Source organism: Type-F symbiont of Plautia stali (assembly GCF_059731105.1).
This window is the reverse complement of sequence record NZ_AP035909.1, coordinates 3,310,172-3,331,614: the sequence shown is the minus strand read 5'-3', so window position 1 is coordinate 3,331,614 and position 21,443 is coordinate 3,310,172. Positions and strand designations below refer to the sequence as shown.

19 protein-coding genes are annotated in these 21,443 nt (G+C 58.3%); 15 read left to right on the top strand and 4 right to left on the bottom strand.

What is annotated here, in order from left to right; translation table 11 throughout:
* Nucleotides 1-18: 18 nt before the first annotated feature.
* From pepP to AC6I7A_RS15770, 7 genes are all read left to right on the top strand, one after another.
* Nucleotides 19-1,341, top strand: a complete 1,323-nt coding sequence (gene pepP, locus AC6I7A_RS15800) for a Xaa-Pro aminopeptidase (protein ID WP_084690459.1) — start codon at nucleotides 19-21, stop codon at nucleotides 1,339-1,341.
* Complete coding sequence (gene ubiH / locus AC6I7A_RS15795; protein WP_046102501.1) at nucleotides 1,338-2,516, top strand: 2-octaprenyl-6-methoxyphenyl hydroxylase; 1,179 nt, start codon at nucleotides 1,338-1,340, stop codon at nucleotides 2,514-2,516. The genes pepP and ubiH overlap by 4 nt, the downstream gene beginning before the upstream one ends.
* A 13-nt stretch (nucleotides 2,517-2,529) precedes the next feature.
* Nucleotides 2,530-3,732 (top strand): FAD-dependent 2-octaprenylphenol hydroxylase, encoded by a 1,203-nt coding sequence (gene ubiI / locus AC6I7A_RS15790; protein ID WP_058958034.1) that lies wholly within the window; start codon nucleotides 2,530-2,532, stop codon nucleotides 3,730-3,732.
* A gap of 432 nt (nucleotides 3,733-4,164) precedes the next feature.
* Complete coding sequence (gcvT, locus tag AC6I7A_RS15785; RefSeq protein ID WP_058958033.1) at nucleotides 4,165-5,262, top strand: glycine cleavage system aminomethyltransferase GcvT; 1,098 nt, start codon at nucleotides 4,165-4,167, stop codon at nucleotides 5,260-5,262.
* Nucleotides 5,263-5,285: 23 nt separating this feature from the next.
* Complete coding sequence (gene gcvH / locus AC6I7A_RS15780) at nucleotides 5,286-5,672, top strand: glycine cleavage system protein GcvH (RefSeq protein WP_058958032.1); 387 nt, start codon at nucleotides 5,286-5,288, stop codon at nucleotides 5,670-5,672.
* Between the two features lie 79 nt (nucleotides 5,673-5,751).
* A complete protein-coding gene (gene gcvP / locus AC6I7A_RS15775) occupies nucleotides 5,752-8,625 on the top strand; it encodes an aminomethyl-transferring glycine dehydrogenase (protein WP_058958031.1) in 2,874 nt (957 codons plus the stop codon).
* A gap of 63 nt (nucleotides 8,626-8,688) precedes the next feature.
* On the top strand, nucleotides 8,689-9,432 hold the full coding sequence (locus tag AC6I7A_RS15770) for an SDR family oxidoreductase (RefSeq protein WP_058958030.1): 744 nt from the start codon (nucleotides 8,689-8,691) through the stop codon (nucleotides 9,430-9,432).
* A gap of 30 nt (nucleotides 9,433-9,462) precedes the next feature.
* Here AC6I7A_RS15770 and AC6I7A_RS15765 read toward each other — a convergent pair whose 3' ends face one another.
* Both AC6I7A_RS15765 and AC6I7A_RS15760 read right to left on the bottom strand, forming a co-directional pair.
* Nucleotides 9,463-10,902 (bottom strand): 6-phospho-beta-glucosidase, encoded by a 1,440-nt coding sequence (locus tag AC6I7A_RS15765; protein WP_058958029.1) that lies wholly within the window; start codon nucleotides 10,900-10,902, stop codon nucleotides 9,463-9,465.
* 115 nt (nucleotides 10,903-11,017) lie between these two features.
* The gene (locus AC6I7A_RS15760; RefSeq protein ID WP_009087083.1) at nucleotides 11,018-11,737 is read right to left on the bottom strand and encodes a MurR/RpiR family transcriptional regulator; all 720 of its coding nucleotides are present in this window, start codon (nucleotides 11,735-11,737) and stop codon (nucleotides 11,018-11,020) included.
* A gap of 168 nt (nucleotides 11,738-11,905) precedes the next feature.
* Between AC6I7A_RS15760 and trhA the strand changes: the two genes are divergently transcribed.
* The gene (gene trhA / locus AC6I7A_RS15755; protein ID WP_058958028.1) at nucleotides 11,906-12,571 is read left to right on the top strand and encodes a PAQR family membrane homeostasis protein TrhA; all 666 of its coding nucleotides are present in this window, start codon (nucleotides 11,906-11,908) and stop codon (nucleotides 12,569-12,571) included.
* Between the two features lie 46 nt (nucleotides 12,572-12,617).
* Here trhA and ygfZ read toward each other — a convergent pair whose 3' ends face one another.
* Nucleotides 12,618-13,604, bottom strand: coding sequence for a tRNA-modifying protein YgfZ (ygfZ, locus tag AC6I7A_RS15750; protein ID WP_058958027.1), 987 nt, complete (start codon nucleotides 13,602-13,604; stop codon nucleotides 12,618-12,620).
* A gap of 226 nt (nucleotides 13,605-13,830) precedes the next feature.
* On the opposite strand from ygfZ, the gene sdhE reads away from it, so the two are divergent.
* Both sdhE and AC6I7A_RS15740 read left to right on the top strand, forming a co-directional pair.
* Nucleotides 13,831-14,097, top strand: a complete 267-nt coding sequence (gene sdhE / locus AC6I7A_RS15745) for an FAD assembly factor SdhE (protein ID WP_009087078.1) — start codon at nucleotides 13,831-13,833, stop codon at nucleotides 14,095-14,097.
* Complete coding sequence (locus AC6I7A_RS15740; RefSeq protein ID WP_046102493.1) at nucleotides 14,072-14,482, top strand: protein YgfX; 411 nt, start codon at nucleotides 14,072-14,074, stop codon at nucleotides 14,480-14,482. Before sdhE ends, AC6I7A_RS15740 begins: the two co-directional genes overlap by 26 nt.
* 110 nt (nucleotides 14,483-14,592) lie before the next feature.
* Here AC6I7A_RS15740 and fldB read toward each other — a convergent pair whose 3' ends face one another.
* The gene (fldB, locus tag AC6I7A_RS15735; protein WP_046102492.1) at nucleotides 14,593-15,111 is read right to left on the bottom strand and encodes a flavodoxin FldB; all 519 of its coding nucleotides are present in this window, start codon (nucleotides 15,109-15,111) and stop codon (nucleotides 14,593-14,595) included.
* A 102-nt stretch (nucleotides 15,112-15,213) separates the two neighbouring features.
* On the opposite strand from fldB, the gene xerD reads away from it, so the two are divergent.
* From xerD to lysS, 5 genes are all read left to right on the top strand, one after another.
* Entirely contained in the window at nucleotides 15,214-16,107 is an 894-nt protein-coding gene (gene xerD / locus AC6I7A_RS15730) for a site-specific tyrosine recombinase XerD (protein ID WP_009087070.1), read from the top strand.
* Nucleotides 16,108-16,128: 21 nt separating this feature from the next.
* Nucleotides 16,129-16,842 (top strand): bifunctional protein-disulfide isomerase/oxidoreductase DsbC, encoded by a 714-nt coding sequence (gene dsbC, locus AC6I7A_RS15725; protein ID WP_009087068.1) that lies wholly within the window; start codon nucleotides 16,129-16,131, stop codon nucleotides 16,840-16,842.
* A 3-nt stretch (nucleotides 16,843-16,845) separates the two neighbouring features.
* Nucleotides 16,846-18,582 (top strand): single-stranded-DNA-specific exonuclease RecJ, encoded by a 1,737-nt coding sequence (gene recJ / locus AC6I7A_RS15720; protein ID WP_046102491.1) that lies wholly within the window; start codon nucleotides 16,846-16,848, stop codon nucleotides 18,580-18,582.
* A gap of 225 nt (nucleotides 18,583-18,807) precedes the next feature.
* Nucleotides 18,808-19,906, top strand: a protein-coding gene (gene prfB, locus AC6I7A_RS15715) for a peptide chain release factor 2 (protein WP_153009225.1) whose coding sequence is annotated in 2 segments (ribosomal slippage) — nucleotides 18,808-18,882 and nucleotides 18,884-19,906 — 1,098 coding nt in all. Because the reading frame shifts where the segments join, the coding sequence is not laid out codon by codon here.
* Between the two features lie 9 nt (nucleotides 19,907-19,915).
* The gene (gene lysS, locus AC6I7A_RS15710; RefSeq protein ID WP_009087062.1) at nucleotides 19,916-21,436 is read left to right on the top strand and encodes a lysine--tRNA ligase; all 1,521 of its coding nucleotides are present in this window, start codon (nucleotides 19,916-19,918) and stop codon (nucleotides 21,434-21,436) included.
* Nucleotides 21,437-21,443: the final 7 nt, after the last annotated feature.

Here is a 21,443-nt window from a genome sequence, read left to right as displayed (position 1 = left end):
TTTACAGGGAGTGCAGAGATGATTTCACTGGAACGATTCCTGCAGCGCCGTCAGGCGCTGTTAGCGAAGATGGCGCCAGGCAGCGCCGCGTTAATTTTTGCTGCGCCTGAAGTGACGCGCAGTAATGACACCGAGTATCCGTTTCGTCAGAGCAGCGATTTCAGCTATTTCACCGGTTTTAACGAGCCACAGGCGCTGCTGGTCCTGATCAAAAGCGATGAGAATCACAACCACAGCGTGCTGTTTAACCGCGTGCGTGACCTCACGGCAGAGATCTGGTCTGGCCGTCGGCTGGGTCAGGAGGCGGCTCCTGCGAAACTGGGCGTGGATCGCGCCTTGCCCTGGGACGACATTGGCGAACAGCTGCACCTGCTGCTCAACGGCTTGGATGTGATCTACCACGCACAGGGTGACTACAGCCATGCCGATGCCCTGGTGTTCAGCGCCCTGGAAAAACTGCGTCGTGGGTTCCGCCAGAACCTCAGCGCGCCTGCCACCCTGACCGACTGGCGTCCTTGGGTGCATGAGATGCGCCTGTTCAAGGATGCGGATGAAATCGAGCTGATGCGCCGCGCCGGGAAGATCAGTGCCCTGGCCCATACCCGTGCCATGCTGGCCTGCCAGCCAGGTATGTTTGAGTATCAGCTGGAGGGAGAGATTCATCACGAATTTGCCCGTCATGGCGCGCGCTTCCCGGCCTACAACACCATTGTCGGTGCCGGAGAAAACGGCTGCATTCTGCACTACACCGAAAATGAAAGTGAAATGCGCGACGGCGATCTGGTGCTGATCGATGCCGGCTGCGAGTTCCACGGCTATGCCGGGGATATCACCCGTACCTTCCCGGTTAACGGCAAATTCAGCCCGGCGCAGCGCGCGATTTATGACATCGTTCTGGCTTCACTGAACCGGGCGCTGGAGATGTTCCGGCCTGGCATCAGCATTCGCGAAGTCAACGATGAAGTCGTACGCATTATGATCACCGGCCTGGTTGAGCTGGGCATTCTCGACGGTGACGTCGATACGCTGATTGCCGAAGAGGCGCATCGTCAGTTCTACATGCATGGTCTGGGCCACTGGCTGGGGCTGGATGTTCACGATGTTGGCCACTACGGCACGCCGAGCCGCGACCGGATACTGGAACCGGGCATGGTGTTAACGGTTGAACCGGGCCTCTACATCGCGCCGGATGCGGATGTTCCTGTGGCGTATCGCGGCATCGGTATCCGTATCGAAGATGACATCGTGATCACCGAAGAGGGCATTGAAAATCTCACCGACAGCGTCGTGAAAGAGGCCGATGAGATTGAGGCGCTGATGGCGGCGGCTAAACAGGCATGACGATTCTGATTGCCGGTGGCGGCATGACCGGGGCGACGCTGGCGCTGGCGATCTCCCATCTCACTCAGGGCAAACTGCCGGTGACGCTGATCGAGCGCAGCGAGCCTGCCAGCCGGGCGCACCCCGGTTTTGATGGCCGGGCGATTGCGCTCTCAGCCGGCACCTGCCAGCAGCTGGCGGCGATTAACCTCTGGCAGCGCATCGCCAGCTGTGCCACGCCGATTACTGATATCCATGTCTCCGACCGCGGCCACGCAGGCTTTGTCTCGATGGCGGCGGCTGACTATGAGATTCCGGCGCTGGGGCAGGTTGTCGAGCTGTTTGACGTCGGTCAGCGGCTGTTTGCTGAACTGAAAAAAGCGCCGGGCGTGACGTTGCGCTGTCCGGCTCGTGTGACCCAGGCAATCCGCAGTGATGAGCAGGTTGAGGTGACGCTGGACAACGGCGAGCAACTCAGCGGAAAAGTGCTGGTGGCGGCAGACGGCACACGCTCTGCACTGGCGGCATCCTGTGGCATCCAGTGGCAGACTGAGGCGTATCAGCAGCTGGCGGTTATCGCCAACGTCTCCACCGCGCTGCCTCATCAGGGCCGGGCGTTTGAACGTTTCACCGAGCATGGCCCGCTGGCGCTGTTGCCGATGTCCGGGAACCGTCTGTCGCTGGTCTGGTGCCATCCGGCGTCGCAGCGCGAAAAAATAGTGCAGTGGAGTGATGCTGAATTCCTCAGCGAGTTGCAGCGCGCCTTTGGCTGGCGGCTGGGGAGATTCACCCACACCGGTCAGCGCGAATGCTACCCGCTGGCGCTGCACCAGGCGGTGCAGACGGTAACGCATCGCGTGGCGGTGGTAGGCAATGCGGCACAGACGCTGCATCCGATTGCCGGGCAGGGCTTTAACCTGGGCCTGCGCGACGTGATGTCGCTGGCGGAAACGCTGGCCGCTGCCCATCGGCAACAGCAGGACCCTGGCAGCTATGCGGTCCTGAATCACTATCAGCAACGCCGGCAGTCGGACCGTGCCGCCACCATTGGCATCACAGACGGGCTGGTTCGCGTCTTTGCCAATCGTTACGCCCCGATGGTGGCGGGACGTAACCTGGGCCTGCTGGCGATGGACCATCTGCCGTGGCTACGAAATCAACTGGCTGAGCGCACGCTTGGCTGGGTTAAGCGTTAATAAAGAGGCTCAGATGCAAACTTTTGATGTGGTGATTGCCGGTGGCGGAATGGTGGGGCTGGCTGTCGCCTGCGGCTTGCAGGGCAGTGGACTGCGCATCGCCGTACTGGAAAAATCGCCGGAGCCGCCCCTGGCGCTGAGCGCGTCACCCTCCGTCCGTGTTTCGGCAATTAATGCCGCCAGTGAGCGTCTGCTGCAGAAGCTGGATGTCTGGTCGACAATCCTTTCCCTGCGCGCCAGCCCCTATCACGGTATGGAAGTGTGGGAGAAGGACAGTTTTGGAGCCATCGCGTTTGATGATGAGCAGCAGGGCCTGTCGCATCTTGGCCATATCATCGAGAATCCGGTGATCCAGAGCGCGCTCTGGCAGCGCGCCAGCACCTGCAGTGACGTCACGCTGATGGCGCCTTCGCAGTTGCAGCAGGTGGCATTTGGTGACAACGAAGCCTTTATCACGCTGCAGGATGGCAGCATGCTAAGCGCGCGCTTAATGATTGCTGCTGATGGCGCAAACTCCTGGCTGCGCAACAAAGCGGATATTCCATTGACCTTCTGGGATTACGACCACCATGCGTTAGTGGCTAACGTTCGCACCGAACAACCTCACGACGCGGTGGCGCGTCAGGTGTTCCACGGCGACGGCATACTGGCGTTCCTGCCGATGCAGGACCCACACCTCAGCTCTATCGTCTGGTCGCTGTCGCCTCAGGAAGCCAGCCGCCTGGAAACCATGCCGGACGCGCTGTTCAACCAGCAGCTCTCCGTGGCGTTTGATATGCGCCTCGGCCTCTGCCAGCTGGAAAGCGAGCGCAAAACGTTTCCGCTGGTGGCGCGCTACGCCCGCAACTTCGCGGCGCACCGTCTGGCGCTGGTCGGGGATGCGGCTCACACCATCCATCCGCTGGCAGGACAGGGGGTTAACCTGGGCTTCATGGACGCCGCAGAGCTGATCGGTGAGATCCGGCGTCTCCATCAGCAGGGCAAAGATATCGGTCAGCACCTCTATCTGCGCCGCTATGAGCGCAGCCGTAAACACAGCGCCGCCATGATGCTGGCGGGCATGCAGGGCTTCCGCGAAATGTTTGCAGGCAACAACCCGGCGAAAAAACTGCTGCGTGATGTCGGTCTGAAGCTGGCGGACCGTTTACCGGGCGTCAAACCGATGATGCTGAAACAGGCGATGGGCCTGACCGATTTGCCCGCCTGGCTTCGCTGAATCTGCCCCTCTGCTAAGCCAGCTTCTGCTGGCTTTTTTATCTCTCAACTCCCCTCTGCACCACAAAAAGGCAACGCTGCACCAGCAGGGTTCCTCATTTGATTTATTCTAATTTTGCGTGACATTTCGCATTACTTTTTTTTATCCGGAAGCGCGCGGAAGGCGGGATCTTTTTAACAACCTGAACGTCGTGCCGCATAAATTTGCTACGTATATTTAAATAGCCTGCATTTATTGCGCGATTAATCACAAAAATGCAGTTTATTATCCTGTAGATTCCGATTCCTGGTTAGTCTGTGCCTCTGCTTTCGACCCCGATTTGCTTATGGTTAATCGCCAGATTCGGTGGTAACGTCAGCCTCAGGAGAACGTTTGCGTCGGCACAGTATGACGGCGCGCTTTTGTACTCATTCGCTTCTGCACAGGATGGTTATGACTCAGCAAACACCTCTGTTTGAACAGCATCAGGCCTGCGGTGCCCGCATGGTGGACTTTCATGGCTGGATGATGCCTTTGCACTACGGCTCCCAGATGGATGAACATCATGTCGTGCGCAGTGACGCCGGCATGTTTGATGTCTCCCACATGACCATTGTCGATCTGACCGGTCCGCGCACCCGCGAGTTTCTGCGCTACCTGCTGGCGAACGATGTGGCAAAACTGACCCAGCCCGGCAAGGCGCTCTACACCGGGATGCTCAATGCCTCGGGTGGCGTCATTGACGATTTAATTGTTTACTTTATGAGCGAGACGTTTTTCCGGCTGGTCGTGAACTCCGCGACCCGTGAGAAAGATCTCGCCTGGATAGCGCAGCACGCGCAGCACTACGGCATTACGCTGACCGAACGCGATGATCTGGCGCTGATTGCCGTGCAGGGTCCGCAGGCACAGCAGAAAGCGCAGACGCTGTTCAGCGAAGAGCAGCGTCAGGCCGTCGCAGGCATGAAGCCCTTTTTCGGCGTGCAGGCGGGCGATCTGTTTATCGCTACAACGGGTTACACCGGTGAAGCGGGATATGAGATTGCGCTGCCCGCAGGCGAGGCGGCGGGGTTCTGGCAGCGCCTGCTGGCTGCAGGGGTGAAACCGGCCGGACTGGGCGCGCGCGACACCCTGCGTCTGGAAGCGGGGATGAACCTCTATGGTCAGGAGATGGATGAAGGTGTCTCACCGCTGGCCGCCAACATGGGCTGGACCGTCTGCTGGGAGCCAGCAGACCGCGATTTCATCGGCCGGGAAGCCCTGGAGCTACAGCGTGAACGCGGAACGGAAAAGCTGGTGGGACTGATCATGACGGAAAAAGGGGTGTTGCGTCACGGGCAGCCGGTGCGTTTCACGGATGAGCAGGGCCAGCAGCAGGAAGGGATCATTACCAGCGGTTCTTTCTCACCGACCCTGGGTTGCAGCATCGCCCTGGCGCGCGTCCCCGCTTCCGTCGGCAGCGCCGCCATCGTTGAGATCCGTAACCGCCAGATGCCGGTACAGGTCACCCGTCCCATTTTTGTCCGCGCCGGTAAGCCGGTCGCTCAGTAAATTTTATTCAGGAGAAATGGCCAATGAGCAATGTGCCGAATACGTTGAAATACCGCGACAGCCACGAATGGGTGCGCAAAGAAGAGGATGGCAGCTACACCGTGGGCATTACCGAACATGCGCAGGAGCTACTGGGCGACATGGTGTTTGTCGATCTGCCGGAAGTGGGCGCGACGTTCGCAGCCGGTGAAGAGTGTGCGGTAGCGGAATCCGTTAAAGCGGCTTCAGATATTTACGCGCCCCTCAGCGGTGAAATTGTGGCGGTTAACGACGCGCTGACCGACTCACCGGAGCAGGTTAACAGCGAGCCTTATGATGGCGGCTGGTTATTCAAAATCAAAGTCAGCGACGCGTCCGAACTTGACTCGCTGCTGGATGCGGATGCCTATAAAGCCTCCATCGACGAGTAATCGTCAGGCGGCCTCCTGCAGAGGCCGCTGACTTCTGTTTGATCCCCGGTTCCACAGCCCGATTCAGGATTTACTGCTAATGACTCAGACTCTCAGCCAGCTTGAACACAACGGTGCCTTTATTGAGCGCCATATCGGTCCTTCACCTGAGCAGCAGGCGCAGATGCTTGACGCGATTGGTGCCCGTTCGCTGGACGCGTTAATTGGCACCATTGTGCCTGCCGACATTCAACTGCCAGGCCCGCCTGCGGTAGGCGAAGCCGCCACTGAACAGCAGGCGCTGGCGGAACTGAAAGCCATCGCCAGCCAGAATCTGCGTTACAAATCCTGGATCGGCATGGGATACAGTGCGGTGATCACCCCGCCGGTGATCCTGCGTAACATGCTGGAGAATCCCGGCTGGTACACCGCTTACACCCCTTATCAGCCTGAGGTGTCGCAGGGCCGTCTGGAAGCACTGCTGAACTTCCAGCAGCTGACGCTGGATCTCACCGGCATGGATATCGCCTCCGCCTCACTGCTGGATGAAGCGACCGCCGCCGCCGAAGCGATGGCGATGGCAAAACGCGTCAGCAAGCTCAAAAACGCGAATAAATTTTTCATTGCCGATGATATTCATCCGCAGACGCTGGATGTGGTGCGAACCCGTGCAGAAACGTTCGGCTTTGAACTGATTATCGACCGTGCAGAGAAAGCGCCTGAGCATGACGATCTGTTTGGCGTGCTGCTGCAACAGGTGGGCACCACCGGTGAAGCGCACGACTACCGCGCACTGATTGCCGCACTCAAAACGCGCAAAGTGGTCGTCAGCGTGGCCGCCGACTTTATGTCGTTAGTCCTGCTGGAAGCGCCAGGTAAGCAGGGCGCGGACATCGTGTTTGGTTCGGCTCAGCGCTTCGGCGTGCCTATGGGTTACGGCGGACCTCACGCGGCGTTCTTCGCCAGCCGTGACGAGCATAAACGCTCTATGCCGGGCCGCATCATTGGTGTCTCGCGCGATGCCGCAGGCAACACGGCGCTGCGCATGGCGATGCAGACCCGCGAGCAGCATATCCGCCGCGAAAAGGCCAACTCCAACATCTGTACTTCACAGGTGCTGCTGGCCAACATTGCCGGTCTCTACGCGGTGTTCCACGGCCCGGCCGGACTTAAACGTATCGCCTCACGCATTCACCGCTTCACCACGATCCTGGCAGCCGGCCTGCAGCAGGGCGGCCTGATGCTGCGCCATCAGCACTGGTTCGATACGCTGACAGTTGAGGTGGCGGATAAAGCCGCCGTGCTGAACCGCGCCCTGAGCTTTGGCGTTAACCTGCGCAGCGATATTCTCAACGCGGTCGGCATCACGCTGGATGAAACCACCTGCCGCGAAGATATTCTGACGCTGTTCGCTATTCTGCTGGGTGACGATCAGCGTCCGGACCTGGACAAACTCGACAGCGAAGTCGCCAGCGAAGGCCACGCTATTCCCGCCGGCCTGCTGCGCCAGAGCGACATTCTGACTCATCCGGTCTTCAACCGTCATCACAGCGAAACTGAGATGATGCGCTACATGCACAGCCTGGAGAAAAAAGATCTGGCGCTGAACCAGGCGATGATCCCGCTCGGCTCCTGCACGATGAAGCTCAATGCCGCGGCGGAGATGATCCCGATCACCTGGCCGGAGTTTGCTGAGCTGCATCCTTTCTGCCCGGCTGAACAGGCCGCCGGTTATCTGCAGATGATCGGTCAGCTTTCACAGTGGCTGGTGCAACTCACCGGCTATGATGCGCTCTGTATGCAGCCCAACTCCGGGGCGCAGGGGGAGTACGCCGGACTGCTGGCGATCCGCCGCTATCATGAAAGTCGCGGCGAGGGGGATCGCCATCTCTGCCTGATCCCCAGCTCGGCCCACGGCACTAACCCGGCCTCTGCTCAGATGGCGGGTATGGATGTGGTGGTGGTGGCCTGTGATAAACAGGGCAACATCGATCTGGGTGACCTGCGCGAAAAAGCCGCTCAGGCAGGAGATAAACTCTCCTGCATCATGGTGACTTATCCCTCTACCCATGGCGTCTACGAAGAGACCATCCGGGAAGTGTGCCAGATTGTTCATCAGTATGGCGGTCAGGTCTACCTGGATGGCGCAAACATGAATGCGCAGGTCGGCATCACCACGCCGGGATATATCGGCGCGGATGTGTCGCATCTCAATCTGCACAAAACCTTCTGCATCCCGCACGGCGGTGGCGGCCCGGGTATGGGACCGATTGGCGTCAAGGCGCATCTGGCCCCGTTTGTACCGGGTCACAGCGTGGTGCAGATCGACGGTGTGCTGACGCAGCAGGGCGCGGTTTCCGCTGCACCGTTTGGCAGCGCCTCCATCCTGCCTATCAGCTGGATGTACATTCGCATGATGGGAGCCGAGGGACTGAAACAGGCCAGCTCGGTCGCTATCCTCAATGCTAACTACATCGCCAGCCGCCTGCAGTCCGCCTATCCGGTACTCTATACCGGCCGCGACGGCCGCGTGGCGCACGAATGTATTCTCGACATTCGTCCGCTGAAAGAGCAGACCGGCATCAGCGAGCTGGATATTGCCAAGCGCCTGATCGATTACGGCTTCCACGCGCCGACCATGTCCTTCCCGGTCGCGGGCACCCTGATGGTGGAGCCAACCGAGTCGGAGAGCAAAATCGAACTGGATCGCTTTATTGATGCGATGCTGGCGATCCGCATCGAGATTGACCGGGTGGCGGACGGTGAATGGCCGCTGGACGATAACCCGCTGGTGAATGCACCGCACACCCAGCTGGAAATCGTCGGTGAGTGGTCTCACCCTTACAGCCGTGAACTGGCGGTCTTCCCGGCGGGCAGCCACAACAAGTACTGGCCGACGGTGAAGCGTCTTGACGATGTCTTTGGCGACCGCAATCTGTTCTGCTCCTGCGTACCGATCAGCGACTATCAGTAAATCGCGGCAGCAGAATCTCATCCCCAGGGGCCGGTTTCCGGCCCTTTTTTATGGAGAAACAGTATGAAGCTGGCACTGGTTACGGGAGGCAGCCGCGGCATCGGACGGGCAACATCACGGCTGCTGGCCGCTCGCGGTTATCGGGTCGCGGTGAACTATCGCCAGCGCGAGGCAGAAGCGCAGGAGGTGGTCAGCCAAATCCGGCAGCAGGGCGGAGAAGCCTTTGCGATTCAGGCTGATATCGCGGATGAAGAGGCGGTGAAGGCGATGTTTGCGCAGCTCGATCAGCAGGCGGAACCGCTGGCGCTGCTGGTGAACAACGCCGGTATTCTGTTTCAGCAGTGCCGCACCGAACAGCTGGATGCGGCGCGTCTGCAAAAGGTGTTTGCCACCAATGTTATCGGCACCTTTCTCTGCTGCCGGGAGGCGGTTAAGCGGATGGGTACCCATCATGGCGGCCAGGGTGGGGCGATCGTGAACGTTTCATCGGCGGCGTCCCGCACCGGTGCACCGGGCGAATATGTCGATTACGCCGCCTCAAAAGGGGCGATGGATACCCTGACCAGAGGATTGTCGCTGGAAGTGGCGCAGCAGGGTATCCGGGTAAACGGTGTCCGGCCGGGCTTCATCTATACAGAGATGCATGCTGACGGCGGCGAGCCGGGCAGAGTAGACCGGCTTGCCAGTGCGATTCCGATGGGACGTGGCGGAGAAGCGGAGGAAATTGCGGAAGCGATCGTCTGGCTGGCCAGTGAAGCGGCCTCATACGTGACCGGCAGCATCATTGACGCTGCCGGTGGGCGCTGAGGCGTTTCGCCGCGGCGGCGGCGGGGCGCGTCAGAGGTTTTCGCCGTTGCTGGCGATAACCTGCTGATACCAGCCAAAGCTCTTCTTCTTCGCACGGGAAAAGTCGCCGCTGCCATCATCGTTTTTATTCACATGAATAAAGCCGTAACGCTTGTCGTACTGTCCGGTGGTGAACGAGACGCAGTCCAGGCAGCCCCACGGGGTGTAGCCCATTAACTCGACGCCATCATAGCTGACGGCTTTCTTCATCTCTTCGATGTGCGCGCGCAGATAGTCGATGCGGTAATCATCGTTAATCATCCCGTCGGCACCCGGCTTATCGATCGCGCCAAAGCCATTTTCCACAATAAACAGCGGCTTCTGATAACGTTCATAAAGGTCGTTCAGGGCATAGCGCAGGCCAACCGGGTCGATCTGCCAGCCCCAGTCGGAGGCTTTCACATGCGGGTTTTTCACTACGCCTTCAAAGCCGGTAATCGGATCGTCAACGCCGCTGGCATCGGTCTTCACGGCGTTGCTCATGTAGTAGCTGAAGCCAACGTAGTCTGCGCAGCCCTGACGCAGCGTTTCGGCATCGTCAGCGTCCATCTGAATGTCATACCCTTTGCGTGCCCACTCTTTCAGGGTATAGGCCGGATAGTATCCGCGCATCTGCACATCACTGAACACGTAGCGCTGATGCATCGCTTCCTGCGCCAGGGCCACATCATCCGGATGGCAGGAGAACGGGTAGACCGGCACCATGGCGATCATGCAGCCAATCTGAAAGTCCGGATTGATGTCGTGCCCGAGTTTCACCACTTTTGCGCTGGCAACAAACTGATGATGCATCACCTGATACATCGCCTCTTCAGGCTTCTCATGTTCAGTGAAGATCACCCCTGAGCAGCAGTATCCAAACAGCGGATAACGCCAGTTGCGCTGGTTGTTGATCTCGTTGAAGGTCATCCAGTATTTCACTTTGTTTTTATAGCGCTTCAGCACCACTTCACTGAAGCGCACAAAGAAGTCGACCACTTTACGGTTATGCCAGCCGCCATACTCTTTAACCAGGTGATAAGGCATTTCGAAGTGAGAGAGGGTGATGACGGGTTCAATGCCATACTTCAGCAGTTCATCAAACAGGTCGTCATAGAATTGCAGGCCCGCTTCGTTGGGCTGCTGCTCATCCCCGTTCGGGAAGATGCGGGTCCAGGCAATGGAGGTGCGGAAACATCTGAAGCCCATCTCGGCAAACAGCGCGACATCCTCTTTATAGTGAGAGTAGAACTCCACGCCCTGATGGTTCGGATAGAAATGGCCGGGCTGCACGCCATCGGTAATGACCCGATCAACACCATGTGAACCGCCGGTCAGCACGTCTGCAATGCTGACTCCTTTGCCGCCCTGATCCCAGCCGCCTTCAACCTGATGCGCTGCCACCGCGCCACCCCAGAGAAAGTCTTTGGGTAACTGCAATTCTGCACTCATGTTTCACTCCGTTCCGGATAAAGAAATTGCGATGAGTGTAGCAAGGCAATAATCAAAGTCACGATATAACACCGCGCGAGAAATGGCGTTTGTTACCTGTGAAAAACAGGCTGTTTTATTTTCGCAGCTGGCGGCCGATCGCCTCAATAATATAGGTTACCGGAACCTGTGTCGTAATATCCGTGTTGTCAGCCAGACGAATAATCGGCACATGGTAGCAGAGGGTAAAATCGCCGATTTTTGCCAGCGAGCTGCTCTCCGTATTCGTTATCGCAATGATTCTGCACTTGTTCAGGCTGAACTGGCTGGCAATACGCAGGATCTCTTCGGTTTCACCGGAGACGGATAAAATAATCGCAATCGCGTTCTGATAGAGGTCGGGACTGATCGGATAATAGGGATCATCAATTGCGTGGCTGAATTTACCGAGGTTAGAGAAAAAGCGGGCGCCATATTTCGCCAGGCTGCCTGATGTGCCGACGCCAATAAAGAAAACCTGCTCAGCCTGAGCAATTTTCTGTGCGGCCTGAGCGATGAGCTGTTCAAACGCCGGATTGTTAATGCTGTTAAAGAAACTCAGCATCTCGCTCACTCCGGCGGTATTCAGCTGAGGCGTATGCTGCTGTTCGGCTAAGCGCAGACGAATGCGAAATTCTGACCAGCCTTCACAGTGCATCTTACGGCAGAAGCGCAGCACGGTGGTCGTGGAGACTCCCGCCTGCTCAGCCAGTTCGCGGATGGTCATATAACTGACGCCTTCACGATGTTTAATGATGAACTGATAGACCTGCATTTCCAGATCGTTAAGACGGGCGAGATCGCGGTGCGAAAACATGGATGACTCGTTGAACGGTTGACCTGGGGTCAGTTTATCAGATTCAGCAGCCGGTTTAACGGTTACAGAATTTCATAAGATAATTTTAGCGTACAGGTGTACACTGAAATCGTTATCAACCCGGCTGGAGAATATTATCACTGCGATTACGCTGTTCAGGACACACTTATGACCCCCACACTTTCTCACAAACCACGACCCGCAGCGGACGACTGGTTCGGCGAAGAAATTGCCAACAGTATCAGTCATGGTCTGGGCTGTCTGTCAGGCATCGCTGGCCTGGTGCTGATGCTTCATCAGGCCATCGAACGCCAGGCGGATACTCTGACCTTTGTCAGCTACAGCCTTTATGGCGGCAGTATGATCCTGCTGTTTCTGGCTTCGACGCTCTATCACGCCATTCCCGATGGCCCGGTCCGGCCCTGGCTGAAAACGTTCGACCACTGCGCGATCTATCTGCTTATCGCCGGAACCTATACGCCGTTTCTGCTGGTGGGACTCAGGACGCCGCTGGCGTATGGATTAATGGCGGTAATCTGGGGGCTGGCGCTGGCCGGTATTCTGTTTAAGCTTACCATTGCCCATCGCTTTAAAGTGCTGTCGCTGGTGACCTATCTCTGTATGGGGTGGCTGTCGCTGATCGTGGTTTATCAGCTGGCCATAATTATGCCGCCAGCCTGTATCTGGCTGCTGGCAGCAGGCGGGATAATCTACTCGCTGGGGGTGATTTTCTATGTGGCACGCCGCATTCCCTACAATCATGCCATCTGGCATGGATTCGTGCTGGGCGGCTCACTCTGTCATTTCTGCGCCATCTACTTCTATGTACGCTGACGCTTCGCGAATGTGGCCCTGACGTGACGCCAGGGCCGGAAGGTGATCAGCTCTCATCCAGCGAATAGGGCAGGGGCTGCACCGTCAGATGACCACCTTCATCGCCTTCAACCCGCAGCACGCTGTCCGGCTCCAGATCGTTGTTCAGCACCACCTGAATCCAGTTGGTGCCATCATCCAGCTGCACAGCCGCCAGCACGCTGCCGGTACGACGCCAGCGCTCACCCATCTGCAGCTCCAGCGGCGCGTTGGCTTCAGGCAGATGGCTTGCCTTACCCGCCAGCCAGTAAAGGGCGCGTTTGTTAGCACCGCGATATTTCGCCCGGGCCACCATCTCCTGTCCGGCATAGCACCCTTTTTTAAAGCTGATGGCATCCAGCGCCTGCAGGTTGGTGGCCTGCGGAATAAACTGCACGCTGGTGGCGGGAACGATCACCGGAATACCGGCTTCGATATCCAGCGCCAGCCACTGCTGGCTGTCGTTGAACTGTGCATCCTCGCTGAGTTTCTGCTTCAGCACGTCGGCCTGGGCCGGTGATGTCACAATCAGAAAACGTTCGGCCGGATGCGCAAACCACAGCAGGGTAGTTTCACCCTGATGCACCACCGGCTTCTCGCTGTCAGGCAACGCCTCAAACAGGTTAGCCAGGGCAGCACGCGCCTGGAAACCAGCCACACCCAGCAGAAGTGCTTCATCGTCGGGCGTCATCGTGACTTTTGAAAACACCGCATATTTCTTCAGCTCGGCCAGCTGGGTGTCGCGCAGTTCGCGCCGGATCAGGTAGGCATACCCTTCACCGCGATGAAACAGACGCAGATTGCTCCACATTTTGCCTTTGGCGTCGCAGTGCGCGGCGGGGGAGTGATGATCGGCATCCAGCGCCGCGACATCCAGCGTTAACTGACCCTGCAGGTAGGCAGTGCTGTCCGCACCGGTAATCGAAACCAGTGCCCAGCTGTCCAGTGACATCAGGGTTAACGGCAGACGGGACGACGCGGCAGGCTGGCGCGGCGGTAAAGTAAAAGTGGGCATGGAGATATCCTGTGTAAGAAGGTTCATCCGGAACAATGTCTTCAATGTTAAAAGAGCCGCCTGGCAATGCAACCTGTTTACGGAAAACGGCGCACAAAAGGCGTGATAGCCCTGCAAAGAGGCCGCCTGAAATGTGGCAGGTTGCACAGCATGCGACGCAGCGCCTGCGAGCTGTATTAAACCAGGTTACACTAAGCGCCACGTTGTGAACTGTGGAAACTGATGCATGGATATTAATGATAAATCACGTATTCAGTGGGCCTGCCGTCGCGGCATGCTGGAACTGGATGTGGCGATTATGCCGTTCTTCAAATTTGAGTATGACACGCTGAGCGACACCGATAAGCAGGTCTTTGTCGCGCTGCTGAAGAGTGACGATCCTGATCTGTTCAACTGGCTGATGAATCACGGCGAGCCAAAGGATCCTGAGCTTAAGCGGATGGTCAATCTCATCCAGCAGCGCAACCATGAGCGCGGCCCGGTGGCAATGTAAGCTGCGGCCCTCCCGGCTGGCGTGCGGGGTGCTGTGCGTCTGGCTGGTGGCTGCCGTCTCGGGCGTGCTGCTGATGGCGCTGCCCGTGGGTGGGGAGCTGCTGCGGAGCGGAATGATCCTGCTGTTGCTGGCGGAGGGCGGTCGTGTCTGCCGGCGGCTGAGGCTGCGGCGCGGGACGCTGGAGCGGGAAAGTGTCCATTGCTGGATCTGGCAGGGAAAACGCTGGCGTCCCACTCAGCCACTGCGCTGGTTACCAGCGGGCGTGCTGCTGGTGGCGAAGAGCGAAGAGGGTGACAGGCTGCGCTGGTGGCTGATGCAGGACGCTATGCAGCCTGACGAATGGCGGGCGTTGCGCGCCTGCTGCTTCAGCAGGGCGCGACATTAACGGCGAAGAGGCATAAGCGCGCATGTCGACTGACCCGCGGCCGGTCAGATTCTGCCGGGCATTCCGCGCCGTCTCCGTATGTGGCTGGCGGCCGCAACGGCTGAAGAGGGTTACAGCAGTCCGGCAGTCTCGGTTAACACCTGCTCGCACCACTGCTCTACGCGCTCATCCGTCACTTCAAACTGATTCACGTCATCCAGCGCCAGGCCGACAAACTGTGTACCATCGGCAGTGAGTGGTCGGGGACTGGTGAACTCATAGCCCTCCAGCGGCCAGTAGCCCACGAAACGTACCCCCATCGGCTGCAGCAGATCGTGCAGCATACCGAGCGCATCCAGAAACCATTCACCGTAGCCAATCTGATCGCCCATACCATACAGCGCCACAATCTTATTCTGCAGATTCAGCGCGGGCAGCTGCGTCCAGATCGCCTCCCAGTCCTCCTGCAACTCACCAAAATCCCAGGTGGGGATGCCCATGATCAGCAAATCGTACTGCTCCATCAGGCGTGGGTCATCATCCTTAACGTTATGCAACGTGACCAGCTCGTCGCCGATGAAATCGCGAATTTTCTCCGCCACGATTTCGGTGTAACAGGTACTGGAACCGTAAAACAGACCGATTTTCATGCAGATAACACTCTGTAAATACTGACTTTGGCGCAATTGTACCAGAAGCGCTGCTGAATCAGGCATAATGAGCATGATTTTACACCAGACGGCGGAGATAACGTGCAGGACAGCGAACTGACAGAACAGTTTCTTGACGCGCTCTGGATTGAGCGCAATCTGGCGCAGAACACGCTCTCCTCCTATCGCCAGGATCTCCAGACGCTGACCGGCTGGCTGGCGCATCACCAGCTGACGCTGCTCAGCGTGACGCCAGCCGATCTGCAGCAGTTTCTGGCTGAACGGCTGGAAGGAGGCTACAAGGCGACCAGCTCAGCGCGGCTGCTCAGCGCCATGCGTCGCCTGTTCCAGTATCTGTACCGTGAAAAAGTGCGCCCCGACGATCCCAGTGCGCTGCTCTCGGCACCCAAACTGCCACAGCGACTGCCGAAAGATCTCACTGAGGCGCAGGTCGAGCGGCTGCTGCAGGCACCCAATACCGATATCCCACTGGAGTTGCGCGATAAGGCGATGCTGGAGCTGCTCTATGCCACCGGCCTGCGCGTCTCCGAACTGACGGGGCTGACGCTCAGCGACATCAGCCTGCGTCAGGGCGTCGTCCGGGTAATCGGTAAAGGTGATAAAGAGCGGCTGGTGCCATTAGGTGAAGAAGCGGTTTACTGGCTGGAGCAATATATGGAACATGGTCGCCCGTGGCTGCTTAATGGTCAGACGCTGGACGTGATGTTTCCCAGTAATCGGGCGCAGCAGATGACGCGGCAGACCTTCTGGCATCGTATTAAGCATTACGCCACGCTGGCGGGCATCGACGCCGAAAAGTTATCACCCCATGTGATGCGCCATGCCTTTGCCACGCATCTGCTGAACCACGGCGCTGATTTGCGTGTCGTACAGATGTTGCTGGGGCACAGCGATCTCTCCACCACGCAAATTTATACGCATGTCGCCACCGAGCGCCTGCGTCAGTTGCATCAACAACACCATCCGCGAGCCTGAACCGCGGCCATAAGGACAACGATGAACAAGCATTTTGCCATGCTGGCCCTGTTAGCCAGCGCCTTTTCCGGTCTTGCTCAGGCCGATGACAGCGCCATTCAGCAATCCCTGAAAAAGCTCGGGCTGAATCAGACAGAGATCAGCCCGTCCCCGCTGCCAGGGTTCAAAACCGTGCTGTCAGAGAGCGGTGTGCTCTACGTGACCGACGACGGTAAACATATGATTCAGGGCCCGCTGTATGACGTCAGCGGCACTCAGCCGGTGAACGTCACCAATAAGCTGCTCGACAAAAAGGTCGAGGCGCTGGTGCCGGAGATGATCGTCTACAAAGCGCCTAAAGAGCAGCATGTCGTGACCGTCTTTACCGACATTACCTGCGGCTACTGTCACAAGCTGCACGAGCAGATGGCGGACTACAACGCACTGGGTATCACCGTGCGCTACCTGGCGTTTCCACGGGAAGGGCTGAATGGTCAGATCGCACCGGCGATGAAAGCGATCTGGTGCAGCGCCGACCGCAACAAAGCCTTTGACGAGGCAATGAAAGGCAATGCGCCGAAGATGGCTGCGCCCGACAGCTGCAAAATTGATATTGCTCAGCACTACAAACTGGGCGTGCTGTTCGGCATTCAGGGCACCCCGGCCATGCTCACCGACAGCGGCATGATGATCCCCGGTTATCAGACGCCGCAGGAGCTGAAGCAGGTGCTGGACAATCAGAAGCGTGGTGGTTAATCGGTGGTAAAACAGGATGTGGAACTCCGTCGCCGTGAGGTGACGGTAGACGATGCGCTGCCGGCGACCCTGCCGCCGCTGCTGAAGCGACTCTATCTGCACCGCGGTGTGCGCGATGCCGCAGAGCTGGAGCGCGGTGCAAAAAATCTGCTGCCGTTTCAGTCCTTAAGCGGGATTGAGAGCGCCGTTGCGCTGCTGCATCAGGCGCTGCTGGATGGCCGTCGTATCATGGTGGTCGGCGACTTTGATGCCGATGGCGCGACCAGTACCGCGCTGACGGTGATGGCGCTGCGCAGTATGGGCGGCAGTAACGTGCAGTATCTGGTGCCGAATCGCTTTGAAGATGGGTATGGCCTCAGCCCGGAAGTGGTAGAGCAGGCGCGTGCACGGGGCGCCGCCATGATCCTGACGGTCGATAACGGCATCTCCTCCCACGCCGGGGTGGAGTACGCGCATCAGCACGGCATTCCGGTGCTGATCACCGACCATCACCTGCCGGGCGAGACCTTACCGGCCGCTGAGGCGATCGTGAATCCTAACCTGCCCGACTGCGACTTTCCTTCACGGGCGCTGGCGGGCGTTGGCGTTGCGTTCTATCTGATGCTGGCGCTGCGCGCCCATCTGCGCACCCAGGGCTGGTTCGGCGTTACCCGCGCTGAGCCAAATCTGGCCGGGATGCTGGACCTGGTGGCGCTCGGCACGGTCGCCGATGTGGTGCCGCTCGACGTTAACAACCGTATTCTGGTATGGCAGGGGCTGAGCCGTATCCGGGCCGGAAAATGCCGGCCAGGCATCCGGGCGCTGCTGGAGATTGCGAATCGCGATGCGCGTCAGCTGGCGGCCAGCGATCTCGGTTTTGCGCTGGGGCCACGGCTTAATGCCGCGGGGCGGCTCGACGACATGTCGGTGGGCGTGGCGCTGCTGATGACTGATGACCTGAGTCAGGCGCGGATGTTAGCCAGTGAGCTGGACGCACTCAACCAGACGCGAAAAGAGATCGAGCAGGGCATGCAGAGCGAGGCGCTGGCGCTGTGTCAGGCGCTGGAGCGTGAGCAGCGCGATTTGCCGCTGGGACTGGCCTTCTATCATCCCGAGTGGCATCAGGGCGTCGTCGGCATTCTGGCCTCACGACTGAAAGAGCGTTTTCATCGTCCGGTCATTGCCTTCGCCCCCGCGGGCGATGGCACGCTGAAAGGCTCGGGACGTTCGATTGCCGGTCTGCATCTGCGTGATGCGCTGGAGCGGCTGGATACCCTGAACCCCGGCCTGATGCTGAAGTTTGGTGGCCACGCGATGGCGGCAGGCTTATCGCTGGAAACGGACCGCTACGAGGAGTTTCGTCAGCGCTTTGCCGACCTGGTCGGTGAGTGGCTGGACGGCGAATCGCTGCAGGGCATCATCTGGTCTGACGGTGCGCTGCAACCGCAGGATTTTTCGCTGCAGACGGCTGAGATGCTGCGTGAGGCGGGCCCCTGGGGCCAGGCGTTCCCGGAACCGGCCTTCGACGGCCGGTTTAAGCTGCTGCAACAGCGGCTGGTGGGCGAGCGGCATCTGAAAGTAATGGTCGAACCGCTAGACGGCGGTCCGCTGATCGACGGTATCGCCTTTAATGTCGATACCACACTGTGGCCCGACAGCAGCGTGCGTCAGGTCGAACTGGCTTATAAGCTGGATATCAACGAGTATCGCGGTAACCGCTCGGTACAGCTGATCATCGACCATCTCTGGCCGCTGAACTAGGTTCTGTCAGGTTTGCGCCTCTGCGGTGATGGCAGGTGCGCATGCCTGACTGCCTTCCGTTGTCTCCTCTGACGGGGCCACAGCGCCATCAGCCGGGAAGAAAATGCGGCGCGTCACGCCGTTCCCGCATCCCCCCTGTCTCAACGCTACAAACTGCCGCCAGTTTCGGGTAAACTTGTGCGTTAAATTTCCTGTCCCATCGAACATAAGAAAGACGCTAAAGCCATGTTTGAAATCAACCCGGTCAAAAACCGTATTCAGGACCTCAGTGAGCGCAGCGACGTTCTTCGGGGGTATCTTTGACTACGATGCCAAGAAAGAACGCCTCGAAGAAGTAAACGCCGAGCTGGAACAGCCCGATGTCTGGAACGAACCTGAGCGTGCTCAGGCGCTGGGCAAAGAGCGCGCCTCGCTGGAAGCGATCGTGCAGACGCTGGATCAGATGTCGCAGGGCCTGGAAGATGTGCAGGGTCTGCTGGAGCTGGCCGTCGAAGCGGAAGACGAAGAGACTTTCAACGAAGCGGTTGCCGAGCTGGACGTGCTTGAGGGCAAGCTGGGCGAACTGGAGTTCCGCCGCATGTTCTCCGGCGAGTATGACAGCGCTGACTGCTACATCGATCTGCAGGCCGGTTCCGGCGGCACCGAAGCGCAGGACTGGGCCAGCATGCTGATGCGTATGTATCTGCGTTGGGCCGAAGCAAAAGGCTTCAAAACCGAAATTATCGAAGAGTCTGAAGGTGAAGTCGCGGGCATCAAATCCGTGACCATTCGCGTGTCAGGCGACTACGCCTTTGGCTGGCTGCGCACGGAAACCGGCGTCCATCGCCTGGTGCGTAAGAGCCCGTTCGACTCCGGCGGCCGTCGTCACACCTCATTCAGCTCCGCCTTTATTTACCCGGAAGTGGATGACGATATTGATATCGACATCAACCCGGCGGATCTGCGTATTGACGTCTATCGCGCATCGGGCGCGGGCGGCCAGCACGTTAACCGGACGGAATCTGCGGTGCGTATTACCCACATTCCGACCGGAACGGTGACCCAGTGTCAGAACGACCGTTCTCAGCACAAGAACAAAGATCAGGCGATGAAGCAGATGAAGGCGAAGCTGTACGAGCTTGAGATGCAGAAGAAAAATGCTGAGAAACAGGCGCTGGAAGACAACAAGTCTGACATCGGCTGGGGAAGTCAGATCCGTTCTTACGTGCTTGATGATGCCCGCATCAAAGATCTGCGCACCGGCGTAGAGACGCGTAACACCCAGGCGGTACTGGACGGCGATCTGGATCGATTCATTGAAGCTAGTTTAAAAGCAGGGTTATAAGGAACCGACATGTCTGAACAACAACCGCAGAGCGCTGACGCCGCCGTTGAGTTAAATAACGAACTGAAAACGCGTCGCGAAAAGCTGAGCGTGCTGCGTGCAAATGGCGTGGCGTTTCCTAACGATTTCCGTCGTGACAGCCTCTCTGACCAGCTGCACGCCAGCTATGGCGAGAAGAGCAACGAAGAGCTTGAAGATCTCGGCATCGAAGTGAGTGTTGCGGGTCGTATGATGACCCGTCGCATCATGGGTAAAGCCTCTTTCGTGACCCTGCAGGATGTGGGTGGCCGCATTCAGCTGTACGTTTCGCGTGATGACCTGGCGGAAGGGATCTACAACGAGCAGTTCAAAAAGTGGGATCTCGGCGATATCCTCGGCGCGCGCGGCAAGCTGTTTAAAACCAAAACCGGCGAACTGTCGATTCACTGTTCTGAACTGCGCCTGCTGACCAAAGCCCTGCGTCCATTGCCGGACAAGTTCCACGGCCTGGCCGATCAGGAAACCCGTTACCGTCAGCGCTATCTCGATCTCATCGCCAACGATGAGTCGCGCAATACCTTCCGCATTCGTTCGCAGATCATGGCCGGCATTCGTCAGTTCATGGTGAGCCGCGACTTTATGGAAGTGGAAACGCCGATGATGCAGGTGATCCCGGGCGGCGCGTCTGCGCGTCCTTTCATCACCCATCACAATGCGCTGGATATCGACATGTATCTGCGTATTGCCCCGGAGCTTTACCTGAAGCGTCTGGTGGTGGGCGGGTTCGATCGCGTGTTCGAGATCAACCGTAACTTCCGTAACGAAGGGATTTCGCCACGTCATAACCCAGAGTTCACCATGATGGAACTCTATATGGCCTATGCGGATTACAAAGATCTGATCGAGCTGACCGAGAGCCTGTTCCGCACGCTGGCGCAGGATGTGCTGGGCAGCACGGTGGTGCCTTACGGTGAGCAGGAGTTTGATTTCGGTAAGCCGTTTGAAAAACTGACCATGCGCGAAGCGATCAAAAAGTATCGTCCCGAAACCGATCTGGCCGATCTGGAAGACTTCGATAAAGCGGTGGCGATTGCGCAATCACTGCACATCAAAGTTGAGAAGAGCTGGGGTCTGGGTCGCGTCGTAACGGAGATTTTCGAAGAGACGGCAGAGGCGAATCTGATTCAGCCAACCTTCATCACCGAATATCCGGCAGAAGTGTCGCCGCTGGCCCGTCGTAACGACGAGAACCCGGAAATTACGGATCGCTTTGAGTTCTTCATTGGTGGTCGTGAAATCGGTAACGGCTTCTCGGAGCTGAACGATGCGGAAGATCAGGCTGAGCGTTTCCTGCAGCAGGTAAATGCCAAAGATGCCGGTGACGACGAAGCGATGTTCTATGACGAAGACTACGTTACCGCACTGGAACATGGTCTGCCGCCAACCGCCGGTTTGGGTATCGGTATTGACCGTATGGTGATGCTGTTTACCAACAGCCACACCATCCGTGACGTCATCCTGTTCCCGGCACTGCGTCCAGGCAGCAAGTAAGTCTGAC